This window comes from uncultured Roseovarius sp. (genome assembly GCF_947489715.1).
Taxonomy (GTDB): Bacteria; Pseudomonadota; Alphaproteobacteria; order Rhodobacterales; family Rhodobacteraceae; genus Roseovarius.
The window spans coordinates 486,794-509,419 of record NZ_CANLER010000001.1 but is presented as its reverse complement, the minus strand read 5'-3'; the positions used below and the strand labels follow the sequence as shown (position 1 = coordinate 509,419).

General features: G+C 58.4%; 25 protein-coding genes, 1 tRNA gene and 1 pseudogene. 17 read left to right on the top strand and 10 right to left on the bottom strand.

The annotated features are described in order from the left end of the window. Nucleotides 1-193: 193 nt before the first annotated feature. Nucleotides 194-1,072 (bottom strand): LysR family transcriptional regulator, encoded by an 879-nt coding sequence (locus Q1B27_RS02485; RefSeq protein WP_299843103.1) that lies wholly within the window; start codon nt 1,070-1,072, stop codon nt 194-196. 103 nt (nt 1,073-1,175) lie between these two features. On the opposite strand from Q1B27_RS02485, the gene glyA reads away from it, so the two are divergent. After that, nucleotides 1,176-2,492 (top strand): aminotransferase class I/II-fold pyridoxal phosphate-dependent enzyme, encoded by a 1,317-nt coding sequence (gene glyA / locus Q1B27_RS02480; RefSeq protein ID WP_299843101.1) that lies wholly within the window; start codon nt 1,176-1,178, stop codon nt 2,490-2,492. Between the two features lie 66 nt (nt 2,493-2,558). Here glyA and Q1B27_RS02475 read toward each other — a convergent pair whose 3' ends face one another. Together Q1B27_RS02475 and Q1B27_RS02470 are read right to left on the bottom strand one after the other, a co-directional pair. After that, complete coding sequence (locus tag Q1B27_RS02475) at nt 2,559-3,134, bottom strand: YceI family protein (protein WP_299843099.1); 576 nt, start codon at nt 3,132-3,134, stop codon at nt 2,559-2,561. Nucleotides 3,135-3,256: 122 nt separating this feature from the next. Then, complete coding sequence (locus tag Q1B27_RS02470; RefSeq protein WP_299843096.1) at nt 3,257-3,760, bottom strand: hypothetical protein; 504 nt, start codon at nt 3,758-3,760, stop codon at nt 3,257-3,259. Between the two features lie 244 nt (nt 3,761-4,004). Between Q1B27_RS02470 and rpsF the strand changes: the two genes are divergently transcribed. The 6 genes and pseudogenes from rpsF (at nt 4,005) to Q1B27_RS02440 (ending at nt 7,543) form a co-directional block, all read left to right on the top strand. Next, complete coding sequence (rpsF, locus tag Q1B27_RS02465) at nt 4,005-4,358, top strand: 30S ribosomal protein S6 (protein ID WP_299843093.1); 354 nt, start codon at nt 4,005-4,007, stop codon at nt 4,356-4,358. 28 nt (nt 4,359-4,386) lie between these two features. Further along, nucleotides 4,387-4,614, top strand: a complete 228-nt coding sequence (gene rpsR, locus Q1B27_RS02460; protein WP_005982441.1) for a 30S ribosomal protein S18 — start codon at nt 4,387-4,389, stop codon at nt 4,612-4,614. Between the two features lie 12 nt (nt 4,615-4,626). Further along, nucleotides 4,627-5,259 (top strand): 50S ribosomal protein L9, encoded by a 633-nt coding sequence (rplI, locus tag Q1B27_RS02455; RefSeq protein WP_299843090.1) that lies wholly within the window; start codon nt 4,627-4,629, stop codon nt 5,257-5,259. 243 nt (nt 5,260-5,502) lie between these two features. Further along, nucleotides 5,503-5,715: pseudogene (locus Q1B27_RS24490) on the top strand (helix-turn-helix domain-containing protein); the annotation flags it as partial. A gap of 196 nt (nt 5,716-5,911) precedes the next feature. Beyond that, complete coding sequence (locus Q1B27_RS02445; protein ID WP_299844852.1) at nt 5,912-6,613, top strand: LuxR family transcriptional regulator; 702 nt, start codon at nt 5,912-5,914, stop codon at nt 6,611-6,613. Nucleotides 6,614-6,730: 117 nt separating this feature from the next. Further along, nucleotides 6,731-7,543, top strand: a complete 813-nt coding sequence (locus tag Q1B27_RS02440) for an acyl-homoserine-lactone synthase (protein ID WP_299843084.1) — start codon at nt 6,731-6,733, stop codon at nt 7,541-7,543. 122 nt (nt 7,544-7,665) lie between these two features. Here the strand turns inward: Q1B27_RS02440 and tig are convergent, their stop codons facing one another. Then, nucleotides 7,666-8,997 (bottom strand): trigger factor, encoded by a 1,332-nt coding sequence (tig, locus tag Q1B27_RS02435; RefSeq protein ID WP_299843081.1) that lies wholly within the window; start codon nt 8,995-8,997, stop codon nt 7,666-7,668. 176 nt (nt 8,998-9,173) lie between these two features. Continuing rightward, nucleotides 9,174-9,341 carry a hypothetical protein gene (locus Q1B27_RS02430; protein ID WP_299843078.1) on the bottom strand — a complete coding sequence of 56 codons (168 nt, stop codon included), beginning with the start codon at nt 9,339-9,341 and terminating at the stop codon, nt 9,174-9,176. A 297-nt stretch (nt 9,342-9,638) separates the two neighbouring features. On the opposite strand from Q1B27_RS02430, the gene Q1B27_RS02425 reads away from it, so the two are divergent. After that, nucleotides 9,639-9,836: a hypothetical protein gene (locus Q1B27_RS02425; protein WP_299843075.1), complete on the top strand. Its 198-nt coding sequence runs from the start codon at nt 9,639-9,641 to the stop codon at nt 9,834-9,836. A gap of 76 nt (nt 9,837-9,912) precedes the next feature. On the opposite strand, the gene Q1B27_RS02420 is transcribed toward Q1B27_RS02425, so the two are convergent. Further along, nucleotides 9,913-9,996: transfer RNA gene (locus Q1B27_RS02420), tRNA-Leu, on the bottom strand. A 176-nt stretch (nt 9,997-10,172) separates the two neighbouring features. On the opposite strand from Q1B27_RS02420, the gene Q1B27_RS02415 reads away from it, so the two are divergent. Next, a complete protein-coding gene (locus Q1B27_RS02415) occupies nt 10,173-10,670 on the top strand; it encodes a Hint domain-containing protein (RefSeq protein WP_299843072.1) in 498 nt (165 codons plus the stop codon). Between the two features lie 60 nt (nt 10,671-10,730). Here the strand turns inward: Q1B27_RS02415 and Q1B27_RS02410 are convergent, their stop codons facing one another. Continuing rightward, nucleotides 10,731-12,308, bottom strand: a complete 1,578-nt coding sequence (locus Q1B27_RS02410; protein WP_299843069.1) for an NAD(P)H-hydrate dehydratase — start codon at nt 12,306-12,308, stop codon at nt 10,731-10,733. Nucleotides 12,309-12,478: 170 nt separating this feature from the next. On the opposite strand from Q1B27_RS02410, the gene Q1B27_RS02405 reads away from it, so the two are divergent. The 6 genes from Q1B27_RS02405 (at nt 12,479) to Q1B27_RS02380 (ending at nt 17,885) form a co-directional block, all read left to right on the top strand. Further along, on the top strand, nt 12,479-12,817 hold the full coding sequence (locus Q1B27_RS02405) for a P-II family nitrogen regulator (protein ID WP_299843066.1): 339 nt from the start codon (nt 12,479-12,481) through the stop codon (nt 12,815-12,817). Nucleotides 12,818-12,852: 35 nt separating this feature from the next. Then, nucleotides 12,853-14,259, top strand: a complete 1,407-nt coding sequence (glnA, locus tag Q1B27_RS02400; RefSeq protein ID WP_299843063.1) for a type I glutamate--ammonia ligase — start codon at nt 12,853-12,855, stop codon at nt 14,257-14,259. Nucleotides 14,260-14,471: 212 nt separating this feature from the next. Then, the gene (locus tag Q1B27_RS02395) at nt 14,472-15,341 is read left to right on the top strand and encodes a hypothetical protein (protein WP_299843060.1); all 870 of its coding nucleotides are present in this window, start codon (nt 14,472-14,474) and stop codon (nt 15,339-15,341) included. 142 nt (nt 15,342-15,483) lie between these two features. Then, on the top strand, nt 15,484-16,248 hold the full coding sequence (locus tag Q1B27_RS02390; protein WP_299844849.1) for a lytic transglycosylase domain-containing protein: 765 nt from the start codon (nt 15,484-15,486) through the stop codon (nt 16,246-16,248). Nucleotides 16,249-16,252: 4 nt separating this feature from the next. After that, nucleotides 16,253-17,230, top strand: a complete 978-nt coding sequence (locus Q1B27_RS02385) for a metallophosphoesterase (protein ID WP_299843057.1) — start codon at nt 16,253-16,255, stop codon at nt 17,228-17,230. Nucleotides 17,231-17,456: 226 nt separating this feature from the next. Next, a complete protein-coding gene (locus tag Q1B27_RS02380) occupies nt 17,457-17,885 on the top strand; it encodes a glyoxalase superfamily protein (protein WP_299843054.1) in 429 nt (142 codons plus the stop codon). A gap of 45 nt (nt 17,886-17,930) precedes the next feature. On the opposite strand, the gene Q1B27_RS02375 is transcribed toward Q1B27_RS02380, so the two are convergent. Then, on the bottom strand, nt 17,931-18,368 hold the full coding sequence (locus Q1B27_RS02375; protein ID WP_299843051.1) for a hypothetical protein: 438 nt from the start codon (nt 18,366-18,368) through the stop codon (nt 17,931-17,933). A gap of 207 nt (nt 18,369-18,575) precedes the next feature. Between Q1B27_RS02375 and dddP the strand changes: the two genes are divergently transcribed. After that, complete coding sequence (dddP, locus tag Q1B27_RS02370; RefSeq protein WP_299843048.1) at nt 18,576-19,919, top strand: dimethylsulfonioproprionate lyase DddP; 1,344 nt, start codon at nt 18,576-18,578, stop codon at nt 19,917-19,919. Between the two features lie 28 nt (nt 19,920-19,947). On the opposite strand, the gene Q1B27_RS02365 is transcribed toward dddP, so the two are convergent. After that, nucleotides 19,948-20,154 (bottom strand): hypothetical protein, encoded by a 207-nt coding sequence (locus Q1B27_RS02365; RefSeq protein ID WP_299843045.1) that lies wholly within the window; start codon nt 20,152-20,154, stop codon nt 19,948-19,950. 182 nt (nt 20,155-20,336) lie between these two features. Further along, complete coding sequence (locus tag Q1B27_RS02360; protein ID WP_299843042.1) at nt 20,337-21,017, bottom strand: GGDEF domain-containing protein; 681 nt, start codon at nt 21,015-21,017, stop codon at nt 20,337-20,339. Nucleotides 21,018-21,355: 338 nt separating this feature from the next. Here Q1B27_RS02360 and Q1B27_RS02355 point away from each other — a divergent pair, with 338 nt between their 5' ends. Continuing rightward, nucleotides 21,356-22,570, top strand: a complete 1,215-nt coding sequence (locus Q1B27_RS02355; protein ID WP_299843039.1) for a bifunctional alpha/beta hydrolase/OsmC family protein — start codon at nt 21,356-21,358, stop codon at nt 22,568-22,570. Nucleotides 22,571-22,626: the final 56 nt, after the last annotated feature.

Here is a 22,626-nt window from a genome sequence, read left to right as displayed (position 1 = left end):
CGTTTTCAGGAAAGCCCGTTCAATATTGACCAGAGGTGCTAGGGAATGGTTTTGGACCCGCCCCGCGAATTAACCTTCTGTTAAGATCTGAAAGCGGGGAGCGCGTTGACGGATTGTCAGGTCAACCGTGCGGCGTCAGGGGTCGAGTTTACACAATCCGCGTACATTGTTTACACAGTTCACACAAACCCGCTCACCCGGCCAGCAATGCCGTGATCCGGGCCAGATCGTCCCCGGGTTTGGGCCGGACAGCGGTTTCCAACACCAGCGATTTCGGCGTGGTGATCTGCGCCGTGAAGGGCGCTACCAGCTCGCCTCGGGCCAGTGCCCCGGCCACCAGCGCCTTGTGCCCGATCAACACCCCCGCGCCATGTTTCGCCTCTTCCAGCGCCACCGCGTAAAGGCTGAAACTCGGCCCCCGGTTCAGACCCGGCAAATCCACCCCAACGGACCTGGCCCACAGCGCCCAGTCACCGGGCCAAAGCGCATCGTGCAGCAAGGTTTGCCCTACCAGATCTTCTGGCGTTTTCAACTGCTTGGCCAGCTCGGGCGCACAGACCGGCGTGATCACATCCGGCGCCAGAACCACCTCGCGGCCATGACCTTCCGGCGCCTTGAAAAAGAGGCTCAGATCAAACATTTCGCGGCTCAGATTGGGGGGTAATTCCGTCGCCGACACGGACAGACCCAGATTGGGCAGGGCCTTGCGTACCTGCGGCAAACGCGGGCTGAGCCACAACTGCGCGATGCTGGGCAGCGCCGCGATATGCAGCGTCCGGTTCTTTGCCCGTGACCGCAAATGCCGCACCGCCGCGCCCATCGCATCGAAGGCATGGCCGAATTCCGGCGCCAGATCGGCCCCGGTTTCCGTCAATTTCACCCCCTGAGAACGCCGCTCGAACAGTGCCACACCAACCCAGTCCTCCAGGGCTTTGATATGTTGTGAAATCGCGCCGGGCGTCACCCCTAACTCCTCGGAAGCATTGGCAAATCCGCCCAGACGGGCGGCGGCTTCAAAGGCGCGCAACGCATTCAGCGGCGGGCCTTTGGGACGGGGTGGAGAGACGCTCATTTTTCAGCCTTAGTTTTCCTATGCCAAGATTTATAAAATCTGATTTGCACCCGCAAGCCATGAGCCGCAAAATGCTGCAAATCCGTGATCAGGAGACACGATTATGCCCCTTGCCGCCCGCCCCTGGGTGCCCGCCCCTTGCGAGGCCCATGTCCAGACCATCGCCACCCGTACCGCTGGCCAAAACGCGTCTGATATCCTGCGTGAAATCAACAACTTGGCGGATCGAAACCGTGACATACACGAACGCGAATGTTTCAACCTCAACCCCGCGACGAACGTCATGAACCCCAAGGCCGAGGCACTTCTGGCCTCTGGCATCGGCTCTCGCCCCTCACTCGGGTATCCCGGCGACAAGTATGAAATGGGTCTTGAAGCAATTGAAAACATTGAAGTTATCGCTGCTGAGCTCAGCGCCGAAATCTTCGATGCATCCTATGCCGAGATCCGCGTGCCGTCGGGCGCGCTGGCCAATCTTTACGGCTTCATGGCCACCTGCAAACCCGGCGATACCATCATCGCCCCGCCCGCCTCCATCGGCGGACATGTCACGCACCATGTCGCGGGCTGCGCTGGTCTCTATGGGTTACGGATCATGAATGCGCCGGTACATGCTGATGGATATACCATTGATATCAACGGCTTGTCCGATCTTGCCAAAAAGGAAAAGCCAAAACTGATCACCGTCGGCGGTAGCCTCAACCTCTTTGAACACCCCGTGCGCGAAATCCGCCAGATCGCCGATCAAGTTGGTGCCAAGGTGATGTTCGACGCTGCCCATCAATGCGGCATCATCGCCGGGCGCGCCTGGCGTAACCCGCTGAAAGAAGGCGCTCATTTCATGAACATGAGCACTTACAAAAGCCTCGGCGGTCCGGCGGGCGGGCTGATCGTGACCGACGATGCCGAGATCGCGCAAAAGCTCGACGCCATCGCCTTTCCCGGCATGACTGCCAATTTCGACGCCGCCAAATCCGCAGCACTGGCCGTGACCATGCTTGACTGGCGCCAATTCGGGCAAACCTATGCCCGCGAAATGGTTAACCTTTCCAAATCACTAGCCGCCGATCTTCATACCGAAGGCTTGCCCGTCTTTGCCGCGGCACATGGCTTCACCAACTCGCATCAATTTGCGATCGAAGCCGCCTCATTCGGGGGTGGACAGGTCGCGTCAAAAACCTTGCGCAAGGCCGGTTTCCTGGCCTGTGGCATCGGCCTGCCCATCGCCGAGGTGCCGGGGGATATGAACGGGTTGCGCATCGGCACGCCCGAACTTGTCCGCTGGGGCCTGACCGCCGCGCATTCAAAGCAGCTCGCTTCCCTGATCGCCCGCGCATTGAACGCGGATGATCCGGCCAGCCTGCTGGCGGAAACATCCGCTTTCCGGCAGCAGTTCACGCAGTTGCACTACGTTCTCTAACCATTTGATAACAAAGGCCGCCTGCATCCCCGCAGGCGGCCTCGGCAAGCTGTGAGTGGTGGAACTTTACTCAGCCTTGCCTGCTTCGATCGAGATCATTACCTGAATCTCGTCGCTTACGAAGGGAGCGAATTTGTCGACCCCAAAATCCGACCGCTTCAGCGTGGTCGTCGCATCAAACCCGGCCCAGGGCTGACCGTCTTTCATCGGGTGCGCCTGTACTTGGTTCAGTTTTGCATCCAACACCACCGATTTGGTGATGTCATTCATCGACAGGTCACCGGTGATTTTCGCGGTATCGTCCCCTGTCACTTCGATGCTGGTCGAGGTGAAAGTTACCATATCGCCTTCCGCGGCACCAAAGAAATCTTCGGACATGAAATGCGCTTCGCGTTTTTCCCAGCCGGTGAACATCGACATGACGGGCATCGAAACGCTCACGCTGGAATTGGCCGGATCTTCCTGGTCAAACATGATCTCACCTTCGAAACCCGAGAACATGCCATAGGTGGTGGAATAGCCTAAGTGATTGTAATTGAATATGACTTGGCTGTGACTGGGGTCCAGAACATATTTTTCCGGGGCCGCAATTGCGGCGGTCGCGCTCAGGGCCAAGGCCGCGGCAAACAAGGTCGATTTCATCATCTTCTCCATTGAGGGTCGTGGGAAATATCAATGCAGAGAAGATAGAGTGCCCTGCGCGCAAGGCAATTGGCGGTTACTCAACAACTAGTGTGGATCAGCGAACACTCGCCAAAATGGGATCAGGCCGCCTGGCTCAGCGCCTCACGGATCGCCTGCTCGGCAGCAGCGTTGCGGACCGGGACCGAGACCACCTCTTCACCCGTCGCATCCCGCGCCGTCAGATGACGGTCCCGCAGGGTGATATCCGACAGCTCATCAAGGGAAAAATCACCTGCCACATGGGCCTTGCCCCGGGTGTCGACCTCGACAATCCGCAACCGGCGTGCCGTGGGGTCCAGATGAATTTCAGGCTCCGCATGGCGGCTGTCCAGCGCACTGACAAAAAGCATGCCCAACACCAGCATTGAGACAGAAAAAACCAGCTTGACCAGTTGCATGGCCGTATCACCCTCGTCGACAGGGACGATCCAGACACCCAAGGCTGCCAGCAGCGTGGCAACCCCGAACCCGGCCAGCAAGGCGCGTTTCAACGGGCTGGCACTGCTGGATTCTGCAATCACTTCCGCCGCCTCCAGGCGTTTGATCGGGGTATCGGGCATATGTGTGTCGGGAAGTGCTACCATGATCTTGTCCTCGGCTCTGGGTTAACCCTATTTTCCGCGTGAAAAACGACAAGAATGGGGCGCGAGAAAGACGATTTTCTGCCATGTTTCGCTGCGGGCGCTTCGGCCTTGCGCATAAGGGCAAAGCGTCGTATACGCGCCCATCCTTTCGCAGGAAATGCTGAACCGCGCAGTCTCTCGTGGACGGGTCGCGAAAGGTTAAGGACCCGCCTTTGAAATGCGCCTTGATAGAAGTGGAGTGAACATGCCGCTATATGAGCATGTAATGATCGCGCGTCAGGATCTGTCCAACGCGCAGGCCGAAGGGCTGATCGAACATTTTGGCACCGTCCTGTCCGACAATGGCGGCAAACTCGTCGAGAACGAGTATTGGGGTGTCAAGACAATGGCGTACAAGATCAACAAGAACCGCAAGGGCCACTATGCCTTTCTGAAGACCGACGCGCCTGCCGAGGCCATTCAGGAAATGGAACGCCTGATGCGCCTGCATGACGACGTAATGCGCGTCCTGACCATCAAGGTCGACGAGCACGAGGAAGGTCCCTCGGTCCAGATGCAGAAACGCGAAGAACGTGGCGAACGCCGCGAACGTCGCTGATCAACGCTTGAAGAAAGGACGATAAGTCATGGCTGCAAAACCATTTTTCCGCCGTCGCAAAGTCTGCCCCTTCTCGGGCGACAACGCACCCAAGATCGACTACAAGGACACACGTCTGCTGCAACGCTATATCAGCGAACGCGGCAAGATCGTGCCCTCGCGCATCACCGCCGTATCGGCCAAGAAGCAACGTGAACTGGCCCGCGCCATCAAACGCGCCCGCTTTCTTGCGCTGCTGCCCTATGCTGTGAAGTAAGGAGAGAGCGACATGCAAGTTATCCTACTGGAACGCGTGGCCAAATTGGGCCAGATGGGCGATGTGGTCGATGTCAAACCCGGCTACGCCCGCAACTACCTGCTGCTGCAAGGCAAGGCGCTGACGGCGTCGAAGGAAAACATCGCCAATTTCGAGGGGCAGAAAGCCCAGCTTGAAGCCCGCAACCTTGAAACCAAGACAGAAGCCGAAGATCTGGCATCGCGCCTCGACGGTCAGCAGTTCATCGTGATTCGTCAGGCGTCTGACGGCGGCAGCCTCTATGGTTCCGTCAGCACCCGCGACGCGGCGAACGTCGCTTCGGAAGAAGGCTTCTCGCTGGACCGGAAACAGGTTCTGATCCGTCAGCCGATCAAGGAGCTTGGCCTGCACGAGGTCGAAGTGCACCTGCACCCCGAAGTTGACGCCATCATTACCCTCAACGTCGCCCGCTCGCCCGAAGAGGCCGAGCTGCAAGCGTCGGGTAAAACCATCCAGGAAGCCGCTGCCGAAGAAGAAGAAGCCGCAGATTACGAAATCGCGGAACTGTTCGACGATATCGGTGCTGCTGCGTCCGATGATGACGACTTGGCAGAAACAGTCGAAGACGTCCTGCCCGAGGCAGAAGACAACGACGACGACAGCTGATCGCCTCGGGGCATATGCTGTAAAATTTAAGAACCGCGCGAAGCCTTCTTTCGCGCGGTTTTTTTGTCTGTTCTGACAAGCCCCTATACGAACGATCACACATTTGTACGAATTCCCATGCAACTCCGGGTCGACAACTTTGGCGCGATCATGCTAAATTTCTACCATAACGGTACTCTGGACGCGAAAATCTGCTTCATAGCGGAACGCGTTACCGTTGAAAAACGGAAGGAAATTGGGGATATGAACGGAATTGACTCTGCCGTCGGGCAGCGAATCCGACAGCGCCGCAAGCTGCTTGGCCTGTCGCAAACTGAGCTGGCTGTGCGGGTCGGCGTTAAATTTCAGCAAGTGCAAAAATACGAAACCGGCGTTAACCGTGTTGCTGCCTCGCGCTTGTGGAAAATAGCTGAGACACTTAGAGTTCCGATCACGTATTTTTTCGAAGACCTGGAAGTGCCGGGCTTTGCCGACAAGGCAGGCGAAAGCAACGACCCGTCACTGCCAGAAACATCTGAAATGATTAAGATATTCAACCGGCTTCCCCCAGCGCAAAAATTGGCGATGAGTTCATTCCTTCAATCTTTGGATAATATCAACGAACCAGAGCACAATTAGAGGGGGCGCGGCCACATTGGCAATTACGGACCTGATGGATCATCTCGATCTCAGTTTTGTCCCGGAACGCAAGGATCCCTTCAAAGAGCTCCTTCTGAAGACACGTGACAAATTCGGCCTCGATCATGTGGCCTATGCCGGCTTCAATCCCATCAGCGGAACGACCCACGGCCATGTGACCTATGATGATCGCTGGACACAGCATTATGCCAGTCAGGGTTTCTTTCGGATCGACCCGACCCTGATCGAGGCGCGCCGCAGCGTGGCGCCAGTGGATTGGTCGCGGCTGGAACATACTGCGAATTTCAAGGCGGTGTTTCGCGATGCCCATGATTTCGGCATTACCGATACCGGACTGACGATCCCGGTGCGCGGTCCTTACGGCGATATCGGCGGGCTCAGCGTGACCAGCGAGCTGTCGCAGACCGAATGGGGCAAGCTGAAACGGCATATAATTTCGGACCTGCAACAGGCTGCGGCCAACGTGCACGATCTGGTGATGCAGGCCAACCCACTGATGCAGGCCCTGACATCGCCGCAGCTTTCCACCCGCGAGGTCGAGATCCTGCAATGGACGGCGGCTGGGAAATCACAACAGGATATCGGCGATATCCTGTCCATTTCGCACCGCACCGTCGAGGTGCACCTGCGATCCTCGCGGCAAAAACTGCATGCCCTGACCACGGCGCAGGCAGTCGGGCGCGCTATTGCTTTGGGTATTGTGGGCCCAGGCTGACCCCGAAACTTGACCCTACGGCACCCTGAAAATCGCCTACGGGATTCCCCCAATAGCTAAAATTAACAATCATTTTAAACTCGTGAACATCAACTCACCACTCACGAGGTACTTACAATGATCTTGGTTATAGATGCGCTAAACAAACATAAATTCCCACATATTATGGACGAAATGTTCAGGCTTCGGGCGCGCGTCTTTGGCGATCGTATGGGCTGGGATGTCACCATCAAGAATGGCATGGAACGCGATAAGTTCGATGACATGGATCCGTCCTACGCCGTCGGCCTTGATGATGAGGGCCGGGTCGTTTCCTGTGTCCGGGCACTTCAAACCACCGGTCCGCATATGCTGGCGGATGTGTTCTCGGCCATTCTGAATGGCGAACCTCCGCTGCGCAGCGCGACCATCTGGGAATCGACCCGCTTTTGCGTCGACACCAAGCGTTTGGGGCGCGGCAAGGGACGCAGCTCGGTATCCTATGCGACATGCGAATTGATGATCGCCTCGCTGGAAGCCGCGAAAGAGGCGGGTGTGACCGATATCGTTACCGTCATCGACCCGCTGATGGATCGCATCCTGAAACGCTCGGGCAACACGCCCTATGGTTATGTCGGCAAGCAGGCCGACATGGGCAAGGTGCCCGCGCTGGCAGCCCTGCTTGATTGCACAGAAGAACGTATTGCGCGGATCCGCGCGTTCGCCGAAATCCACCACGACGTCTTCATTGCCGAAGACGAAATACTGGCCGCACAAAACTATCAACCTGCGGCACAACCTGCACGTAGCTCGGCCAAGATTATTGATCTTGCCGGCTACTGCACCGAACAGATCGACGCCGCGCTCACGGAAAAGGAACGTGGTGCCGCACTGGCATTGCAACGCGTTCTGTTCGACAAGTTTCATTCGACGCGAGCCTGCAACGCCTAACCCCCCAGGGGCGAGTGCAGGCCGGGGGGTGATTGCAGTTTTACCAATACCCCGCGCCAGAATGAACGAAGGGCCGCTCTCCCGGGCGGCCCTTCTCAATTTTCAGCGTTGGCACCCGAGGATCAGACCTCTTCCAGCGCCTCAATCTCTTTTTCCAGCTTGGCCTTTGTGGTTTCCTTCTCGGTCACCTTGGCCAGCTCGACCACGTAGTCCACAACCTTGTCTTCAAAGATCGGGGCACGCAGCTGTTGGCGCATCTGCGGGTTCTGCTGCACGAATTCAAAGAACTCACGCTCTTGTCCCGGATATTGCCGCGCTTGCGTCATCACCGCCTGGGTCATCTCGGCATCGCTGATTTCGATCTCGGCCTTCTGGCCCAGTTCGGCCAGCAACAGGCCCAGACGCACGCGGCGCTCGGCCAGCGACTTATGCTCGTCGGTCGGTTCGATCTCGGGGTGATCATGGCCCTGAACATCGGGGTTTTCATCGTGCCATAGCTGATGCGCGATCTGCTTGGCTTCGATCTCAACCATGCTGGGGGGCAAATCAAAGCTGACTTTCTTGTCCAACTCGTCCAGCAGCTTGCGCTTGAGTACAGCGCGGGCGGCCCCGGCATACTCCTCGTTCAGACGCTCACTGATCTGAGCCTTCAGACCGGCCAGGTCTTCGGCGCCGAATTTCTGCGCCAGTTCGTCGTTGATCTCGGCCGCAGTGGGTTCCTTGACTGCCTTGATGGTGCAATCAAACACCGCTTCCTTTCCAGCCAGATGCTCGGCCTGGTAATCGGCGGGGAAGCTGACCGTCACGGCCTTTTCCTCACCGGCTTTCGCACCGACCAGCTGTTCCTCGAAACCGGGGATAAAGCTGTTCGACCCCAGCACCAGCGGATAATCTTCGGCGCTACCGCCTTCGAACGCTTCGCCGTCAACCTTGCCGACAAAATCCATCACGACCTGATCGCCGTCCTTGGCCTTGGAGCCCTTCTTGCGGTCTTTGAAATCCTGCGCGCTTTCGGCCAGGTTGCCCAAGGCCTCGTCCACGGCCTTGTCGTCGGCCTTCGCAACCAGACGCTCCAGCTTGATCGATTTAAGATCGACTTCCGGGATTTCCGGCAGCGCCTCGTAGTTCATTTCGATCTCGACGTCGTCGCCCTCTTTCCAGTCCTCGTTCGTCATCTTGACGTCAGGCTCGGCGGCGGGGCGTTCGCCCTTGTCCTCGAAATGCTTGCTCATGGCGCCGTCAACGGCTTCCTGCATGGCTTCACCCAGCACACGCTGACCAAAATTCTTTTTCATCAGCGCCAGAGGCACCTTGCCCTTGCGAAAGCCTTTCAGCTCCACATCCGGCTGCGCTTCTTTCAGCTTGTCCATTACCTTGTCGTCCAGTTCCTTGGCCGACAGGATCATCTTGTAGCCTCGTTTCAGGCCTTCATTCAGGGTTTCGGTGACCTGCATGTTCGTCCTCATCCATTGCATCGGGCCGCGGAGGCGTCCGCAGCGGTCAAAATCAGTCGCTCTTCTATTGACCCCCCTGCCCGCACGCAAGGGCAAAGAGGCATTATTTCACGCGCAATTTTCCCGATCGGACGTGGATTTCTCCACGCCCGACCCAGGAAATGCATGATCAAAATTCAGCCAAGCAGACCCAACCCTGTAAATGCGATGACAAGATACACCGCTGATCCGGCAAAAAGCAGCATGCGCCGGACCTGACGTTCTGAAATAACTTCTGCCGACAACGGCGTCAAAACATCACCAGACAGCGCATGCGCTCGCCTGGCACCAACCAGAGAATTCATTTTCCACCCCTTCGAAACCCTGTCTGCCAGGCGCAAAATATTCCCGAGGATGAGGCGATGACGGTCGCGCTCACTTTACAATCCGGGATCTGGTTTTCGGGAGGATATTACGAACCCGACAGACAGATACTCGTTACAGCACAAGGGTCTTATCGCCATCGAATTGTGGCAGGAAAAAGGCACGATATTGGCTGAAATATGGCGCGGATCGGTCAGAATTACGTTCGCCTCTCCGAGCCAATTTTACGCTGTTTCGTATTCCAACGGATTTTACATAAATACAGGACCAACCTGCGAATGCTGGCCTCATTCACCATGGGTTTGTTTCCATTTGGTCAATGCCGCGCTGCCAATCCGGGCAAAATCGCCCCGATATTTGATGCTTTTCCAGTCTGGAAACAGATCGTTTTTTGCGAAAAATTTATCAATTTTGAAAAATCTGGCCCTGCAGCACGATTGATTCAACCCTGCACGACCTTCAGATGGTCGACGTGATGCGGCGCAGGATCGCAGGATCAGGCAGGTTGCCCACGTCGCGCGCTTAAAACCAATTCTCTGCTTATCTTCGATTTGGTGCGGGTGAAGGGACTCGAACCCCCACGCCAAAGGCGCCAGAACCTAAATCTGGTGCGTCTACCAATTCCGCCACACCCGCACATTTCGCAGCACAACCATGCCGCTGGCGCGCTCTCTAACAAAGCTTTGCGCCGTTTGCGAGGATAAAATTGTATGCATTTCGCCCTGCCTGCAACCCAACAAAAAGCGCGACATTTACCCAATCTTGCCATATTCTGTTGGAAAAACTGAGGCAGTAACAAAGCGAGAAACGCCATGAAACCGAAAACGGTCGGGCGGGAAAACGGGTTCCGTTCCGTGACGCCCCCTACAGAATCGTCAGGCCTGATGGCCGACAGCATCATTCTGACATTGGATGGCGAAGTGCGCGTGGGCGATCTTTGTGACGGTCAGCGCGTGATTACCCGCGACAGCGGCACCGCGCAGATCAAGGCCGTCCGCCAGCACAAAATCGTCGACAAGGCTGTTCGGATCAAAGCCGGATCGCTGGGCCACACGCGCCCCGACCGTGATGTGACCCTGCCCGCCGGTCAGGGCATTCTGGTGCGTGACTGGCGTGCGCAGGCGATTTTCGGAACGGCGCAGGCGATGGTTCCGGTCTCGCAACTGATTGATGGGGAATTCATCACCCCGCTCGGTCCGACCAGCATGACCATTGTCGAAATTGAATTCGACCACCCGCATATCCTTTATGTCGATGGTCTCGAAGTGGCAGGCCACCTCGCGGCCACGTCCGCAGCCCTCGCTGCCTGAAGGATTGCCCCTCCTGGCATAAAGCCACGATCCCCCGGCGATGCCGAGGCTCTCTATTGATCACAGCCCCAGTGAGCGAAAGACCTTCGGCAATTCCTCTGGCAGATCTTCGGCGATCAGACCGGGGCCGAATGACCGCGCACATTCCACATGCAACCACGCGGCCATCTCCGTCGCCTGCATCGGGTCGAACCCCCGCGCTAAAAGCCCAGTGATGAACCCCGCCAGCACATCACCCGACCCGGCTGTCGCCAGCCAGGGGGCAGCACGCTCATACTGGGCTGAATTGATGCAGCACCGCCCGTCCGGGGCCGCAATCACCGTATCGGGCCCTTTGAACAACACCACGCACCCTGCCCGCTGCGCCGCCTCGCGCGTGGCATCTACCTTGGAATATGCCGGGCCTTTGGTGGTGGGCGCGTTCAGCTTTTCCGCGATATCCGGGAAAAGCCGCGCAAATTCGCCCGCATGGGGTGTCAGCACACAATTTTCATGCAGCATCTCAAACAGTGTTTCCGGCGCGTCTTCAAATGCCGTCAACGCGTCCGCATCCAGCACCACTGATCGGCGCACCGTAGGGTGGGGTTTCATCCCACCTTCCGTCAACGCAACCGGCACCAACGCCTGCGCCCACTCACCCCCCAGCCCCGGCCCAAGGCAGAGCGCATTGAACCGCGCATCCTCCAGCACCGCCGCCAGCCCGTCGCCATCCTCAACCCGCCTGAGCATCACCGCCGTCACCTGCGCCGCCACCTCCATCTGGGCACTCGGCGGCACCCCGATCGTCACCAACCCCGCGCCTATGCGCAACGCCCCCCTCGCCGCCAACCGCGCCGCGCCGGTCTTGCCGGACCCGCCCGAGAGGATCAGCGCGTGGCCGTGAGAGTATTTATGCTCATGGTCTGATTTAAAAAGTTCCCAAATCCCTCTGAACTCTGCATAACGTTCGCTATTCAGCACAACCGGCGTTTCCGGCCCCACCTCCGCAAGCCCGATATCTTTCACAACATTTTTTGTGCAATGAGCCGGCCCTCGGTCCAAATACTGACCGACACCTGCCCGGTGAAAACTCACGTTCAGCCATGAATAAACTGCCCCGTGATATCGCCCTAGGTACCGGCCACTATCCATGCAAAGTCCGGATGGTGCATCTATCGAAACCAGTCGCCCAAAGCTGGCACCCTTTGCATAAAACTCTGAATGGGCTTCTCCTACTTCAGCAGGCAAAGCGCGCGTAAGACCTGCGCCAAATACCGCATCAACAAAAAGATCTGCCTCCAAATCGGCCACAGTTTGTTTTTGCCAAGCGGAAACCAGCCCCAACTCTCCCCACCGCTCATAATTCACCTTCGCATCCGGCGGTAGCTTTTTCGGGTCACCGTAGAGGAAGACCTCCACCTCCCAGCCCCACTCCTTCAGCAGCCGCGCGACCACGAATCCGTCGCCGCCATTGTTCCCCGGCCCGCATAGAACCACGGCGCGGTGCGAGGTCTTTGCAAGCTCCGGCCATTCCTCGAAAATGGCCTCCACCACGCCCCGCCCGGCGCGTTCCATCAGCTCCAGCCCCGTCACCTCTCCCGACTCAATTGCGGCCTGTTCGATGGCCCGCATCTGCGCGGCGGTCAGCAATTCGGTCATTCGTTAACCTCTGTCGATTCAGTTTCGGTCACTTTTCGCGCAACATGCCTAAATTTTGTGCAAACACACATTCGGGCATCCGCGCACACGCGCGCGACCACCCTATCCGATTGAGGCCGGGAAACAGAAGTGGTCTGAGGGGTCGAAATCAAAACGCAGGAGTCAGCGCCATGAAAAAGATCGAAGCGATCATCAAGCCGTTCAAGCTTGACGAGGTGAAAGAGGCCTTGCAGGACGCGGGCATTCAGGGCCTCAGCGTCATCGAGGTCAAGGGCTTTGGCCGTCAGAAAGGCCATACCGAGCTGTATCGTGGCGCCGAATACGTGGTCGATTTCCTGCCCAAGGTCAAAATCGACGTGGTGCTGGACGACGATCAGGTCGATGACGCCATCCAGGCGATTTCCGAGGCCGCCAAGACCGACAAGATCGGCGACGGCAAGATATTCGTCAGCCCTGTTGAACAAGCCATCCGCATTCGTACCGGTGAAACCGGTTCGGACGCGCTGTAATTCCAAACACTCTCAGCACAAGAAGGATCTGAGTTATGAGCAAAGACGCAGTTCTTAGCCAAATCGCGGAAGACGGCATCGAATATGTCGACATCCGCTTCACTGACCCGCGCGGCAAGCTGCAGCACGTGACCATCGTGGCCGATCTGGTTGACGAGGATTTCCTCGAAGAAGGGTTCATGTTCGATGGCTCCTCGATCGCAGGTTGGAAATCAATCGAAGCTTCCGACATGAAACTGATGGTCGATTGCTCCAGCGCCTATGTCGATCCGTTCTATGCCGAAAAGACCCTCTGCGTGCATTGCTCGGTGGTCGAACCCGACACCGGCGAGCCCTATAACCGCGACCCCCGTGGCACCGCGGAAAAGGCCGAGGCCTATCTGAAGTCGTCGGGTATCGGCGATGTGGCCTATATGGGCCCCGAGGCCGAATTCTTTCTGTTCGACGACGTGCGTTTCTCGAATTCGATCAACAAGGTATCTTACGAAGTTGATGCGGTCGATGCCTCGTGGAACACCGACACGCAGTATGAGATGGGCAATACCGGCCATCGTCCCGGCCTCAAGGGCGGTTACTTTCCGGTCAACCCCACCGACGACGCGCAGGACATCCGCAGCGAAATGCTGAGCACGATGAAACGCCTTGGCATGAAGGTCGACAAGCACCACCACGAGGTGGCCAGCTGCCAGCACGAGCTGGGCCTGATCTTCGACAGCCTGACAAAACAGGCCGACGAACTGCAGAAGTACAAATACGTCATTCACAACGTGGCGCAGGCCTATGGCAAATCGGCGACTTTCATGCCCAAGCCGATCTATGGCGACAACGGCACCGGGATGCATGTGAACATGTCGATCTGGAAAGACGGCAAGCCGCTCTTTGCTGGTGACAAATACGCCGATCTCAGCCAGGAGGCGTTGTATTTCATCGGCGGTATCCTCAAGCACGCCAAGACGCTCAATGCCTTCACCAATCCGGCAACCAACAGCTACAAGCGGCTGATCCCCGGTTTCGAGGCCCCCGTGCTGCGCGCCTATTCGGCCCGCAACCGTTCGGGCTGTGTGCGTATTCCGTGGACCGAAAGCCCCAAGGCTAAGCGCGTCGAGGCGCGTTTCCCCGATCCGGCGGCCAACCCCTACCTGGCTTTCGCGGCCCTGCTGATGGCTGGTCTGGACGGGATCAAGTCGAAAATCGACCCCGGTGAGGCGATGGACAAGAACCTCTATGACCTGCCCGCGGAAGAGCTGGAAGGCATCCCGACCGTCTGCGGCTCGTTGCGCGAAGCGCTGGAGGCCCTGACTGCCGATCACGACTTCCTGCTGGCCGGGGACGTCTTTACCAAAGATCAGATCGACGGCTACATCGCGCTGAAGATGGAAGAGGTGGAATTGTTCGAACACACCCCTCACCCCGTCGAATTCGGCATGTATTATAGCTGCTGATCAACGCAGCTTGATGATCAGGAAAAGGGTGCCCATTGCGGCACCCTTTTTCGTTTCAAACCTACCCGAATGGATAGGCTCATTGTTGCCAAATCCAGCGCAAAGGGCAAAAATTTCCCTGATTGCCCAAATGGTTCCGCATTTGAAACAAATTGTTCGCATCATTTCCTGTCAGACAAAACACCGAGAAAAAGACGATAACGGGCTGGATAATGACCACAGAGACGACGATGGTATCTGCCGGATTGATTTTTCAGGGTCTGCGTGACCTTGACATTGTCAAGATCGGGAACCGCGTAAGCAATGCGTTCGAAACGCTGGAGCAGAACGTGACCGGTGTGCGCATTCTGTCCAGTGACCGGGCCTGCATCTCGTCGCGCCATCACAATGTAACCGTCACCGTGTTCGAGGATCACCTGATCGACGGCCTGTCCAAACCCGCCCCTATGGTGCTGGAGGTCGCGATCGACGGCGATGCTCAGCCGGCGGATGAAATCCCCCACAAAGACACGATCCTGGCCCACGCGCTCAAGTCCCTCCATTGGTCGCTTTCGGCGGATCAGGTCAAATGGGTGACCCCCGGGGCCATCCTCAGCAGTGCCGATTTCGTCATGGCCACCACGCAGCCCGATGCTCCCGACCCGGCGACGAAGCCGCAGATGACCGTCAGCCGCACCCCGGCTGGCATCATTGAGCGGCGCTATATCTTCCCCAATGTCGACGAGACCAGCGAAATGCTGAACGCGCAATTGTCGCAAAAGGCGGTCCTGTCGGTCGAGGCGGAAAAGCAAAGCACGCTCTATTCGGCCTTTCTGGCAGACCCGGACCGGATCGGCGTGGCCGACGACGATGACATCCGCGAGCAAACGGCCCCCTTGCGCCTATCGGTGTGGATGGTGTCTTTCACTATCGCGCTTTTTGCCCTGCCGGTGGGCGCGGCACTTCTGGTCTTCAACGCCCTCAAGGGCGAAAACCTGCGCCTGACCGCACAGGCCGCTGCCCTGACCGGCACGTTTCTCGCTCTTGACGCCAATGAGGCCACCGCCGAAACGCTGGCACTGCTTCAGGCGTTGATCGGCTAGACCCGACCGGTCTCCAACCACTTGTCAGAATTCACTTTATGGGCTCTGGCCGCTCCGCTACACTCGCCCTTGTGACCCTCTTTAGGAGTGATTTATGGCCTTCCCACATCCCAGCTTTCTGGCGACCTGCGCCGCGGTTCTGATGCTTGCTGCCACTCCCCGCGCCGAGGCCGCCCAATGCGGCAACACCGCAAACGGGTTCGACACCTGGAAAGCCGCCTTCGCGAAAGAGGCCAAGCGCGCGGGCGTCGGCAAACGCGGCCTGCAAGCCCTGGCGCAGGCACGCTATGCCACCCGCACCATCGCGGCTGATCGCAATCAGAAAAGCTTCAAATACAGCCTCGAGAAGTTCATGAAGGTGCGTGGTGCCAATGCCATCATCTCGCAGGGCCGCAAACGCAAGGCCCGCAATCCCGGCTTTTATGCTGCACTTGAACAGCAGTACGGTGTCCCCGCAGGCGTTCTGATCGCCATTCACGGCATGGAAACCGGGTTTGGCGGTTTCATGGGCGACAGCGCTGTCGTCTCGGCCATCACCACACTGGCCTATGATTGCCGGCGTTCGGATTTCTTCGTACCGCACGCCTTGGGTGCACTGAAACTGGTGGACAAGGGTGCAATCACCGCCGCCACCAAGGGTGCCAAACATGGCGAGCTGGGCCATACGCAGTTCCTGCCCGGCAACGCCCTGAAATACGGTGTCGATGCCAATGGCGACGGCCGTGTCGATTTCTACAGCCAGGCCGATGCCATGGCCTCAACCGCAAATTTCCTGCGCCAGAAGGGATGGAAACCCGGCCAGGGCTACCTCGAAGGGCAACCAAATTTCGCCGTCATCAAACAATGGAATGCCGCCAGTGTGTACCAGAAAGCCATCGCCATCATGGCGTCGAAAATCGACGGGTAACCCGATGCGCCCTTCTTTCTGGCTGCTTCTTGCCTGCCTCACATTGGTGCCACCACAGGTCAGCGCCGATCCGTTCAGCTTTGTCGTTGTCGGCGATCAGCCCTATGGCAACAATGCCCGGACAACCGATCTCTACCGCAGCCTGATTGGCGCAATCAACGCGACCGATCCGGCGCTGGTCATCCATGTGGGCGACACCAAATCCGGCGGCACATTATGCACCGATGACAAGCTACGCCAACAGCTTGATTTCCTGAACGATTTCACCGCGCCCACGCTCTATGCACCCGGCGACAATGAATGGACCGATTGCCACCGCCTGGTGGCCGGCGCCTATGACCCGAACGAACGGTTGGATTTCATCCGCGCCACCTATTACACCGACCCCGACACCAGTTTTGGCCAGAACCCGATCGCGGTGACCCATCAGGGCGCGGATGGATTTCCGGAAAATACCCGCGTGATGCTGGATGACGTGATGTTCGTGACCGCCCATGTCGTCGGCTCCAACAACAGTTTCGAGGCCACACGACCCGAGACCGCCGTGGAATACGCCGCGCGCGACGCCGCCAACCGGCAATGGCTGCAAGACAGCTTTGCTGCCGCCAAAGATGCCAAAGCAATGGTCCTGTCGATCCATGCCGACATGTTCGAATTCGGCTTTTCGCCTCCTTGGGATCCCGAGGGCTTTGTCCGGCATTCCGGCTTTCGCCTCTTTGCCGAAACGCTGGTCTGGCAGGCCGGGCTTTTTGATCGTCCGGTGCTGCTGGCCTTTGGCGACAGCCACAAATTCCGTATGTTCCGGCCCTTCCCCAGGACCGCCCCCAACATCATGGCTCTGGAAACCTTTGGCGATAAACACATGCACGCGGTACGGGTGCATGTCACCCCGGATGACAGCTTTCCCTTTGCTGTCCAGCCCCTGATCAACCCGGATCAGCCACTGACCCGCAAGGTCCAGAAGAAGAAAAAGAAGAACTAGCGCCCCACGCATGGGCCAGCGCGCAGAAGGCCCCTGCCCCTTGACGGCGCGGGCCGCACTTCCTATTTGCGCTGCACGGGGTCAGGCCCCCGCCGTTCGCAGGGCAACGCGCCCACGGTGAAGCCCTGATTATTTCCCTTCCAGTTTCTGACCTTGGGTCAAGGGACAGGATGGCAACGCGAACACCCATCGACACGCCCGGATGACCCGTCAAGGATCTGGAAACATGACACTGCAAAATCTCCCCACCCGTGATGCGCTCAAGGCGCAGGCAAAACGGCTGCGCGCTACGCTGGGCGATCAGGGCACGCCCGTCACCCATGCCGCCGCGCTGGAAACCATTGCCCGTCAATGGGGTTTTCGCGACTGGAACACCCTGTCGGCGACCGCTGGCACCGGCCCCACCTGGCAAGTGGGCCAAACGGTCACCGGGCATTATCTGGGCCATGCCTTTACCGCCCGCCTGAAATCCGTACGCGAGGCCGCGGGCGGTCACTGGCACCTCACGCTGGTCTTTGATCAGCCGATTGACGTGGTCACGTCAGACCGGTTCAGCGCGCTGCGCCGGCAAGTCCGCGCCACGGTCAACGCCCGGGGCGTCACGCATCAGAAAACCTCGGACGGGCAACCGCATCTGGTGCTTGATCTGACCTGACCCAATTCGCGCGCCCTGTCACAGGGGCGCGCGATCCCCGGCGCATCAGCGATAGCGCTGCGTTGTCGTCGTTTCACCGTCTTCGCTGACGCTGTACTCGGCCAGGTCGCGCCCATCTGCCTGACGGGCAATGACAACTTTCACCGCGGTCGCCCCAAAGCGGCGGTGTGGCCCGCCCAGACAAGTCATCCGAAACCGCTGCCCGACATAGCCAAGGCGCTGGTTCACTTTCTTGCCACCCATCTTGATCTTGCCGACCTTGCCGCTGGCACAATCCTCGGCGATAAATTCCGCCACGCGCTTCAGCGAATATCCCTGCGGCACTTCTTTACCCTTCTCCAGCCTGGCGGTCATCACCGTGCCTCGCACCTTGGAGCCCTCCATATCCAGCGAGTAGGTCACAAAGACACCTAGCACCTCTTGTGCCGAGGCCATTGATACAGAAAAGAAAAACAGCGCCAGAACGCCCGCCAGAACCCTCATACCGCACCTCCGGATACACATAGGCCGTGCGGTGTTGCTACGCATCGATGCCGCATCCGTCAAGTCGAGCGGTCCCGGCGCGCAGACCTGTCATCTGCCTCTGCGCCGCAGGTCAGCGGGCCAAAGGCGCTTGAAAATGTCGCAATCCGGCAAGCGCCCTTCACGCGCCCTCGCCACCATCCATCTCAGCAACGCAAGAGGCCCGCCATGAACACCCATTACCGCGACACCCGCAAAATCGACCCGATGAAAGGGGCTACGCTGGGGGACAACACCCCCAACAATGCCGACCGGATCGAAATCGGGCCGACGCAGCTGGCCTTTGCCGAATGGGCGGCGGCGGGGCTGCACCTCCCAGATTTGCAGGCGATGCGCCGTTACCGCTGGGAGCGGCTGACCCAGCATATCGTCGATCGTGATTATGCGGGCCTTTTGATGTTCGACCCGCTCAACATCCGCTACGCCACCGATTCAACCAACATGCAGCTCTGGAACACCCACAACCCGTTCCGCGCCGTTTTGCTATGTGCCGATGGTTACATGGTGATCTGGGATTACAAGAACTCGCCCTTCCTCAGCACTTTCAATCCGCTGGTGCGCGAACAACGCTCGGGTGCGGATCTGTTTTACTTCGATCGCGGTGACAAGGTCGATGTGGCCGCCGATGTCTTCTCGAACGAGGTGCGCGCGCTGCTGGCCGAACATGCGCCCGGCAACAAGCGCCTCGCCGTGGACAAGATCATGCTGCATGGCCTCCGCGCGCTTGAGGCGCAGGGGTTCGAAATCATGGAGGGTGAAGAGGTCACCGAAAAGGCCCGCGCCGTCAAAGGCCCGGATGAGATTCTGGCCATGCGCTGCGCCAGCCACGCCTGCGAGACCGCCGTGCAGACAATGGAGGATGCCGCCCGTGCCGGCGTGCCCCAGGGCAACATGTCAGAGGATGACATCTGGGCGGTGCTGCATGCCGAAAACATCCGCCGGGGGGGCGAATGGATCGAAACCCGGCTGCTATCCTCGGGGCCGCGCACAAATCCGTGGTTTCAGGAATGCGGACCGCGCATCGTCCAGAATAACGAGATCGTCGCCTTTGATACCGACCTCATCGGCAGCTACGGCATCTGCGTGGACATTTCGCGCACCTGGTGGGTCGGCGATGAAAAGCCCCACGATGACATGGTCTATGCCATGCAGCACGCGCATGAGCATATCATGACCAATATGGAGATGCTGAAACCCGGCGTGATGATCCCCGATCTGACCGCCAATTGTCACCGGCTGGATGATCAGTTCCAGGCACAGAAATACGGCTGCCTGATGCATGGCGTCGGGCTTTGTGATGAATGGCCACTGGTGGCCTATCCCGATCTGGCGGTTGCCGGTGCGTATGATTATGCGCTGGAGCCGGGCATGGTGCTTTGTGTCGAAGCCGCCGTCGGGGCCGAAGGAGGGGATTTCTCGATCAAGCTCGAAGATCAGGTGCTGATCACCGAAGATGGCTATGAAAACCTGACGAAATACCCCTTTGATCCGCGGTTGATGGGGCAGGCCTGACCCGCCCCATCCTCTGATCCTATGTCATTCAGTTCGGCCAGTTTGACCGCCGCACATTGCCGTGCCAGTCTTCGTCCGATTGGGTCACACCGTCAGTCTGAGACCGCGACGGGGCGCTCACGTCAACCAGGCTGAACACCGCCACCGCCACCGCAAGGGCGGCGATCAGGGTGATTTTCACGCTGCCTGCCTGCACGACAGGGCGGGTTGAATCGATATGGATATCATGTGCCATTTCGCTCTCCTTCATGTTTCGATGAAGCAGATGTAGTCCTGGCCTTCATATAATGAAAACGAATTAATGTTGTATCCACCATCACACTTGTTGATGATTTAAAAACGCACTACCCTGAATACCCGAAACACGGCCAAGCCGCTCAGCAATGCCGGAAAAGGTAACCAGTAAAACGCTTTCCGCTACTCGGCCGCCTGGCTGTGCGGGGCGTCGCTATCCAGTTCGGGATCATAGCTATAGACTTTGTCACGCCCGTTGCGTTTTGCCCGGAACGCCGCAAGGTCGGCCTTGTGGATCGCATCGTCGACCTCCGAGACGGTCTCCACCTCGGCCACGCCGAAACTTGCCGTGATGTGCAGGCGTTGACCATTGGCCATGAATTTCTTCTCACGCACCCGGTCGCACAGGCGCTGCGCGGCCAGAACCCCGTCTTCTAGGGAAACATCCTGAAGCAATACGATAAATTCCTCACCGCCAAAGCGCGCCACGACATCCTCTTCCCGGCAATTGCGCAGCAGCGTGTTGGCAAATTGCTTCAGCACGCTGTCGCCCGCCTGGTGACCATATTTGTCATTGACCTGTTTGAAATGATCAATATCGGTCACGATCGTCACCAGCTGCACATCTTCCATCTGCGCCAGACGATGATAAAAACTAAGCCTTGTGCAGGTGCCCGTCAGGTTATCGTGGTTAACCGCATGTTCCAGCTGCACTGTCAGATCATTCACATCCAGCAGCTTGGTGCCGATATAGTAGCTTAAGGGGGCGGCCAGCATCACCGTGATGATTTCGCTGGAAAAGAGAACCCTTTCAAATACATCCGCCGGCAGCATCAGATATTGCAGCACATAATTGCCTGCCATCGCAATAACTGAGATCGCGACCGAAAAAACCCGGACATCGTTTATATTTCTGATCTTTAACTGCATCTTGCCAACATAATTACCTGCGCCAACATCGCATTAGTTGGTTAACAGGTGATGCCCCAAGGCCCCCTTATCACCTTCGAAAAAACGCAAAATTTTAACGAGGGCCGCCATTGCCCCCCCGCGCCGACAGGCCCCGCGCCCGGGTCCACCTCGCGGCCCCTCAAAACCCAGTTTCATCCTGTCACCTTAGCGTGACGAGGCTGTCACAAGACTGGTGCCGCGGCGACCCGCTGATTACCCTCACCGGAAACCCGACACTCAAAGGACACCCCATGCCGACCGAACGTCTTACCTTTCGTGGCCATGATGGCAGCACCCTTGCCGCCCGCCTTGACCTGCCCGAAGGGCCGCTTCTGGCCACAGCGCTTTTTGCCCATTGCTTTACCTGTTCCAAGGATATCCCTGCCGCCCGCCGGATCGCGGCGCGACTGGCGGGTGCGGGCATCGCCGTGCTGAGGTTCGATTTCACCGGGCTTGGTCATTCCGAGGGCGAGTTCGAAAACACCTCGTTTTCCTCCAATGTGCGCGACTTGATCCTGGCGGCCGAGGCGCTGACCGACAAGAAAATGGCCCCGCGCCTGCTGATTGGTCACTCGCTTGGCGGTGCGGCAGTGCTGGGTGCGGCGGGCCAGATCGACAGCGTCAAGGCCGTGGTTACCATCGGTGCGCCCTATGATCCCGGCCATGTGACCCATAATTTCGGCGACGCGCTTGATATGATCGCCGCCGACGGGGCCGCCGAGGTCATGCTGGGCGGGCGTGGCATCCGCATCGGTCAGGGTTTTGTCGAGGATGTGAAAGCCGAAAATCTGACCGACAAGATTGCTGGGCTGCATCGTGCCCTTCTGGTCCTGCACGCCCCGCGCGACACCACCGTGGGCATCGAAAACGCCGCCGAGATTTTTGGCGCCGCCAAACATCCCAAAAGCTTTGTGACGCTGGATAATGCCGATCACCTGATCACCGATCCGGTGGATGCTGAATACGCGGCCGAGGTGATCGCAGCATGGTCGATGAAATATCTCGACCTCAAACCGCCCGCGCCGCCCCCCGGCGCCCCCGAAGGCATCGTCTGCGTCTCCGAGGCGGACCCCGATGGCTTCCTGCAAGACATCAATTCCGGCCCCGATCATCACGCCATCGCCGATGAGCCGCTGGCCTATGGCGGCACCAATCGCGGCATGTCACCCTATGGGTTCCTGTCTTCCGGGCTGGGGGCCTGTACCTCGATGACGATCCGCATGTATGCCCGCCGCAAAGGGTGGCCGCTGGAGCATGTTCAGGTCGCTGTCAGCCATGACAAGGTGCACGCGCAGGACGCCAAAAGCGGCGGTGGACAGGCGCAGGCCGACACGTTCAAACGCGTGATCAAGCTGACCGGTAATCTCTCCGATGATCAACGCGCCAAGCTGCTTGAAATCGCGGATAAGTGCCCGGTTCACCGCACCCTTGAACAAAGCTCGACCATCATCACCGAAGCCGCCTGAACCCGTCCGGCGGCGCCTCGACCATTCTCCTGTCAGAGGGTGAGCGTCAAAGCCGG

Bases quoted from the DNA above. Each gene is read 5' to 3' on its own strand.
- Q1B27_RS02485 (WP_299843103.1), bottom strand. From the start codon at position 1,072: ATGAGCGTCTCTCCACCCCGTCCCAAAGGCCCGCCGCTGAATGCGTTG.
- glyA (WP_299843101.1), top strand. From the start codon at position 1,176: ATGCCCCTTGCCGCCCGCCCCTGGGTGCCCGCCCCTTGCGAGGCCCAT.
- Q1B27_RS02475 (WP_299843099.1), bottom strand. From the start codon at position 3,134: ATGAAATCGACCTTGTTTGCCGCGGCCTTGGCCCTGAGCGCGACCGCC.
- Q1B27_RS02470 (WP_299843096.1), bottom strand. From the start codon at position 3,760: ATGGTAGCACTTCCCGACACACATATGCCCGATACCCCGATCAAACGC.
- rpsF (WP_299843093.1), top strand. From the start codon at position 4,005: ATGCCGCTATATGAGCATGTAATGATCGCGCGTCAGGATCTGTCCAAC.
- rpsR (WP_005982441.1), top strand. From the start codon at position 4,387: ATGGCTGCAAAACCATTTTTCCGCCGTCGCAAAGTCTGCCCCTTCTCG.
- rplI (WP_299843090.1), top strand. From the start codon at position 4,627: ATGCAAGTTATCCTACTGGAACGCGTGGCCAAATTGGGCCAGATGGGC.
- Q1B27_RS02445 (WP_299844852.1), top strand. From the start codon at position 5,912: ATGGATCATCTCGATCTCAGTTTTGTCCCGGAACGCAAGGATCCCTTC.
- Q1B27_RS02440 (WP_299843084.1), top strand. From the start codon at position 6,731: ATGATCTTGGTTATAGATGCGCTAAACAAACATAAATTCCCACATATT.
- tig (WP_299843081.1), bottom strand. From the start codon at position 8,997: ATGCAGGTCACCGAAACCCTGAATGAAGGCCTGAAACGAGGCTACAAG.
- Q1B27_RS02430 (WP_299843078.1), bottom strand. From the start codon at position 9,341: ATGAATTCTCTGGTTGGTGCCAGGCGAGCGCATGCGCTGTCTGGTGAT.
- Q1B27_RS02425 (WP_299843075.1), top strand. From the start codon at position 9,639: ATGCTGGCCTCATTCACCATGGGTTTGTTTCCATTTGGTCAATGCCGC.
- Q1B27_RS02415 (WP_299843072.1), top strand. From the start codon at position 10,173: ATGAAACCGAAAACGGTCGGGCGGGAAAACGGGTTCCGTTCCGTGACG.
- Q1B27_RS02410 (WP_299843069.1), bottom strand. From the start codon at position 12,308: ATGACCGAATTGCTGACCGCCGCGCAGATGCGGGCCATCGAACAGGCC.
- Q1B27_RS02405 (WP_299843066.1), top strand. From the start codon at position 12,479: ATGAAAAAGATCGAAGCGATCATCAAGCCGTTCAAGCTTGACGAGGTG.
- glnA (WP_299843063.1), top strand. From the start codon at position 12,853: ATGAGCAAAGACGCAGTTCTTAGCCAAATCGCGGAAGACGGCATCGAA.
- Q1B27_RS02395 (WP_299843060.1), top strand. From the start codon at position 14,472: ATGACCACAGAGACGACGATGGTATCTGCCGGATTGATTTTTCAGGGT.
- Q1B27_RS02390 (WP_299844849.1), top strand. From the start codon at position 15,484: ATGCTTGCTGCCACTCCCCGCGCCGAGGCCGCCCAATGCGGCAACACC.
- Q1B27_RS02385 (WP_299843057.1), top strand. From the start codon at position 16,253: ATGCGCCCTTCTTTCTGGCTGCTTCTTGCCTGCCTCACATTGGTGCCA.
- Q1B27_RS02380 (WP_299843054.1), top strand. From the start codon at position 17,457: ATGACACTGCAAAATCTCCCCACCCGTGATGCGCTCAAGGCGCAGGCA.
- Q1B27_RS02375 (WP_299843051.1), bottom strand. From the start codon at position 18,368: ATGAGGGTTCTGGCGGGCGTTCTGGCGCTGTTTTTCTTTTCTGTATCA.
- dddP (WP_299843048.1), top strand. From the start codon at position 18,576: ATGAACACCCATTACCGCGACACCCGCAAAATCGACCCGATGAAAGGG.
- Q1B27_RS02365 (WP_299843045.1), bottom strand. From the start codon at position 20,154: ATGGCACATGATATCCATATCGATTCAACCCGCCCTGTCGTGCAGGCA.
- Q1B27_RS02360 (WP_299843042.1), bottom strand. From the start codon at position 21,017: ATGGCAGGCAATTATGTGCTGCAATATCTGATGCTGCCGGCGGATGTA.
- Q1B27_RS02355 (WP_299843039.1), top strand. From the start codon at position 21,356: ATGCCGACCGAACGTCTTACCTTTCGTGGCCATGATGGCAGCACCCTT.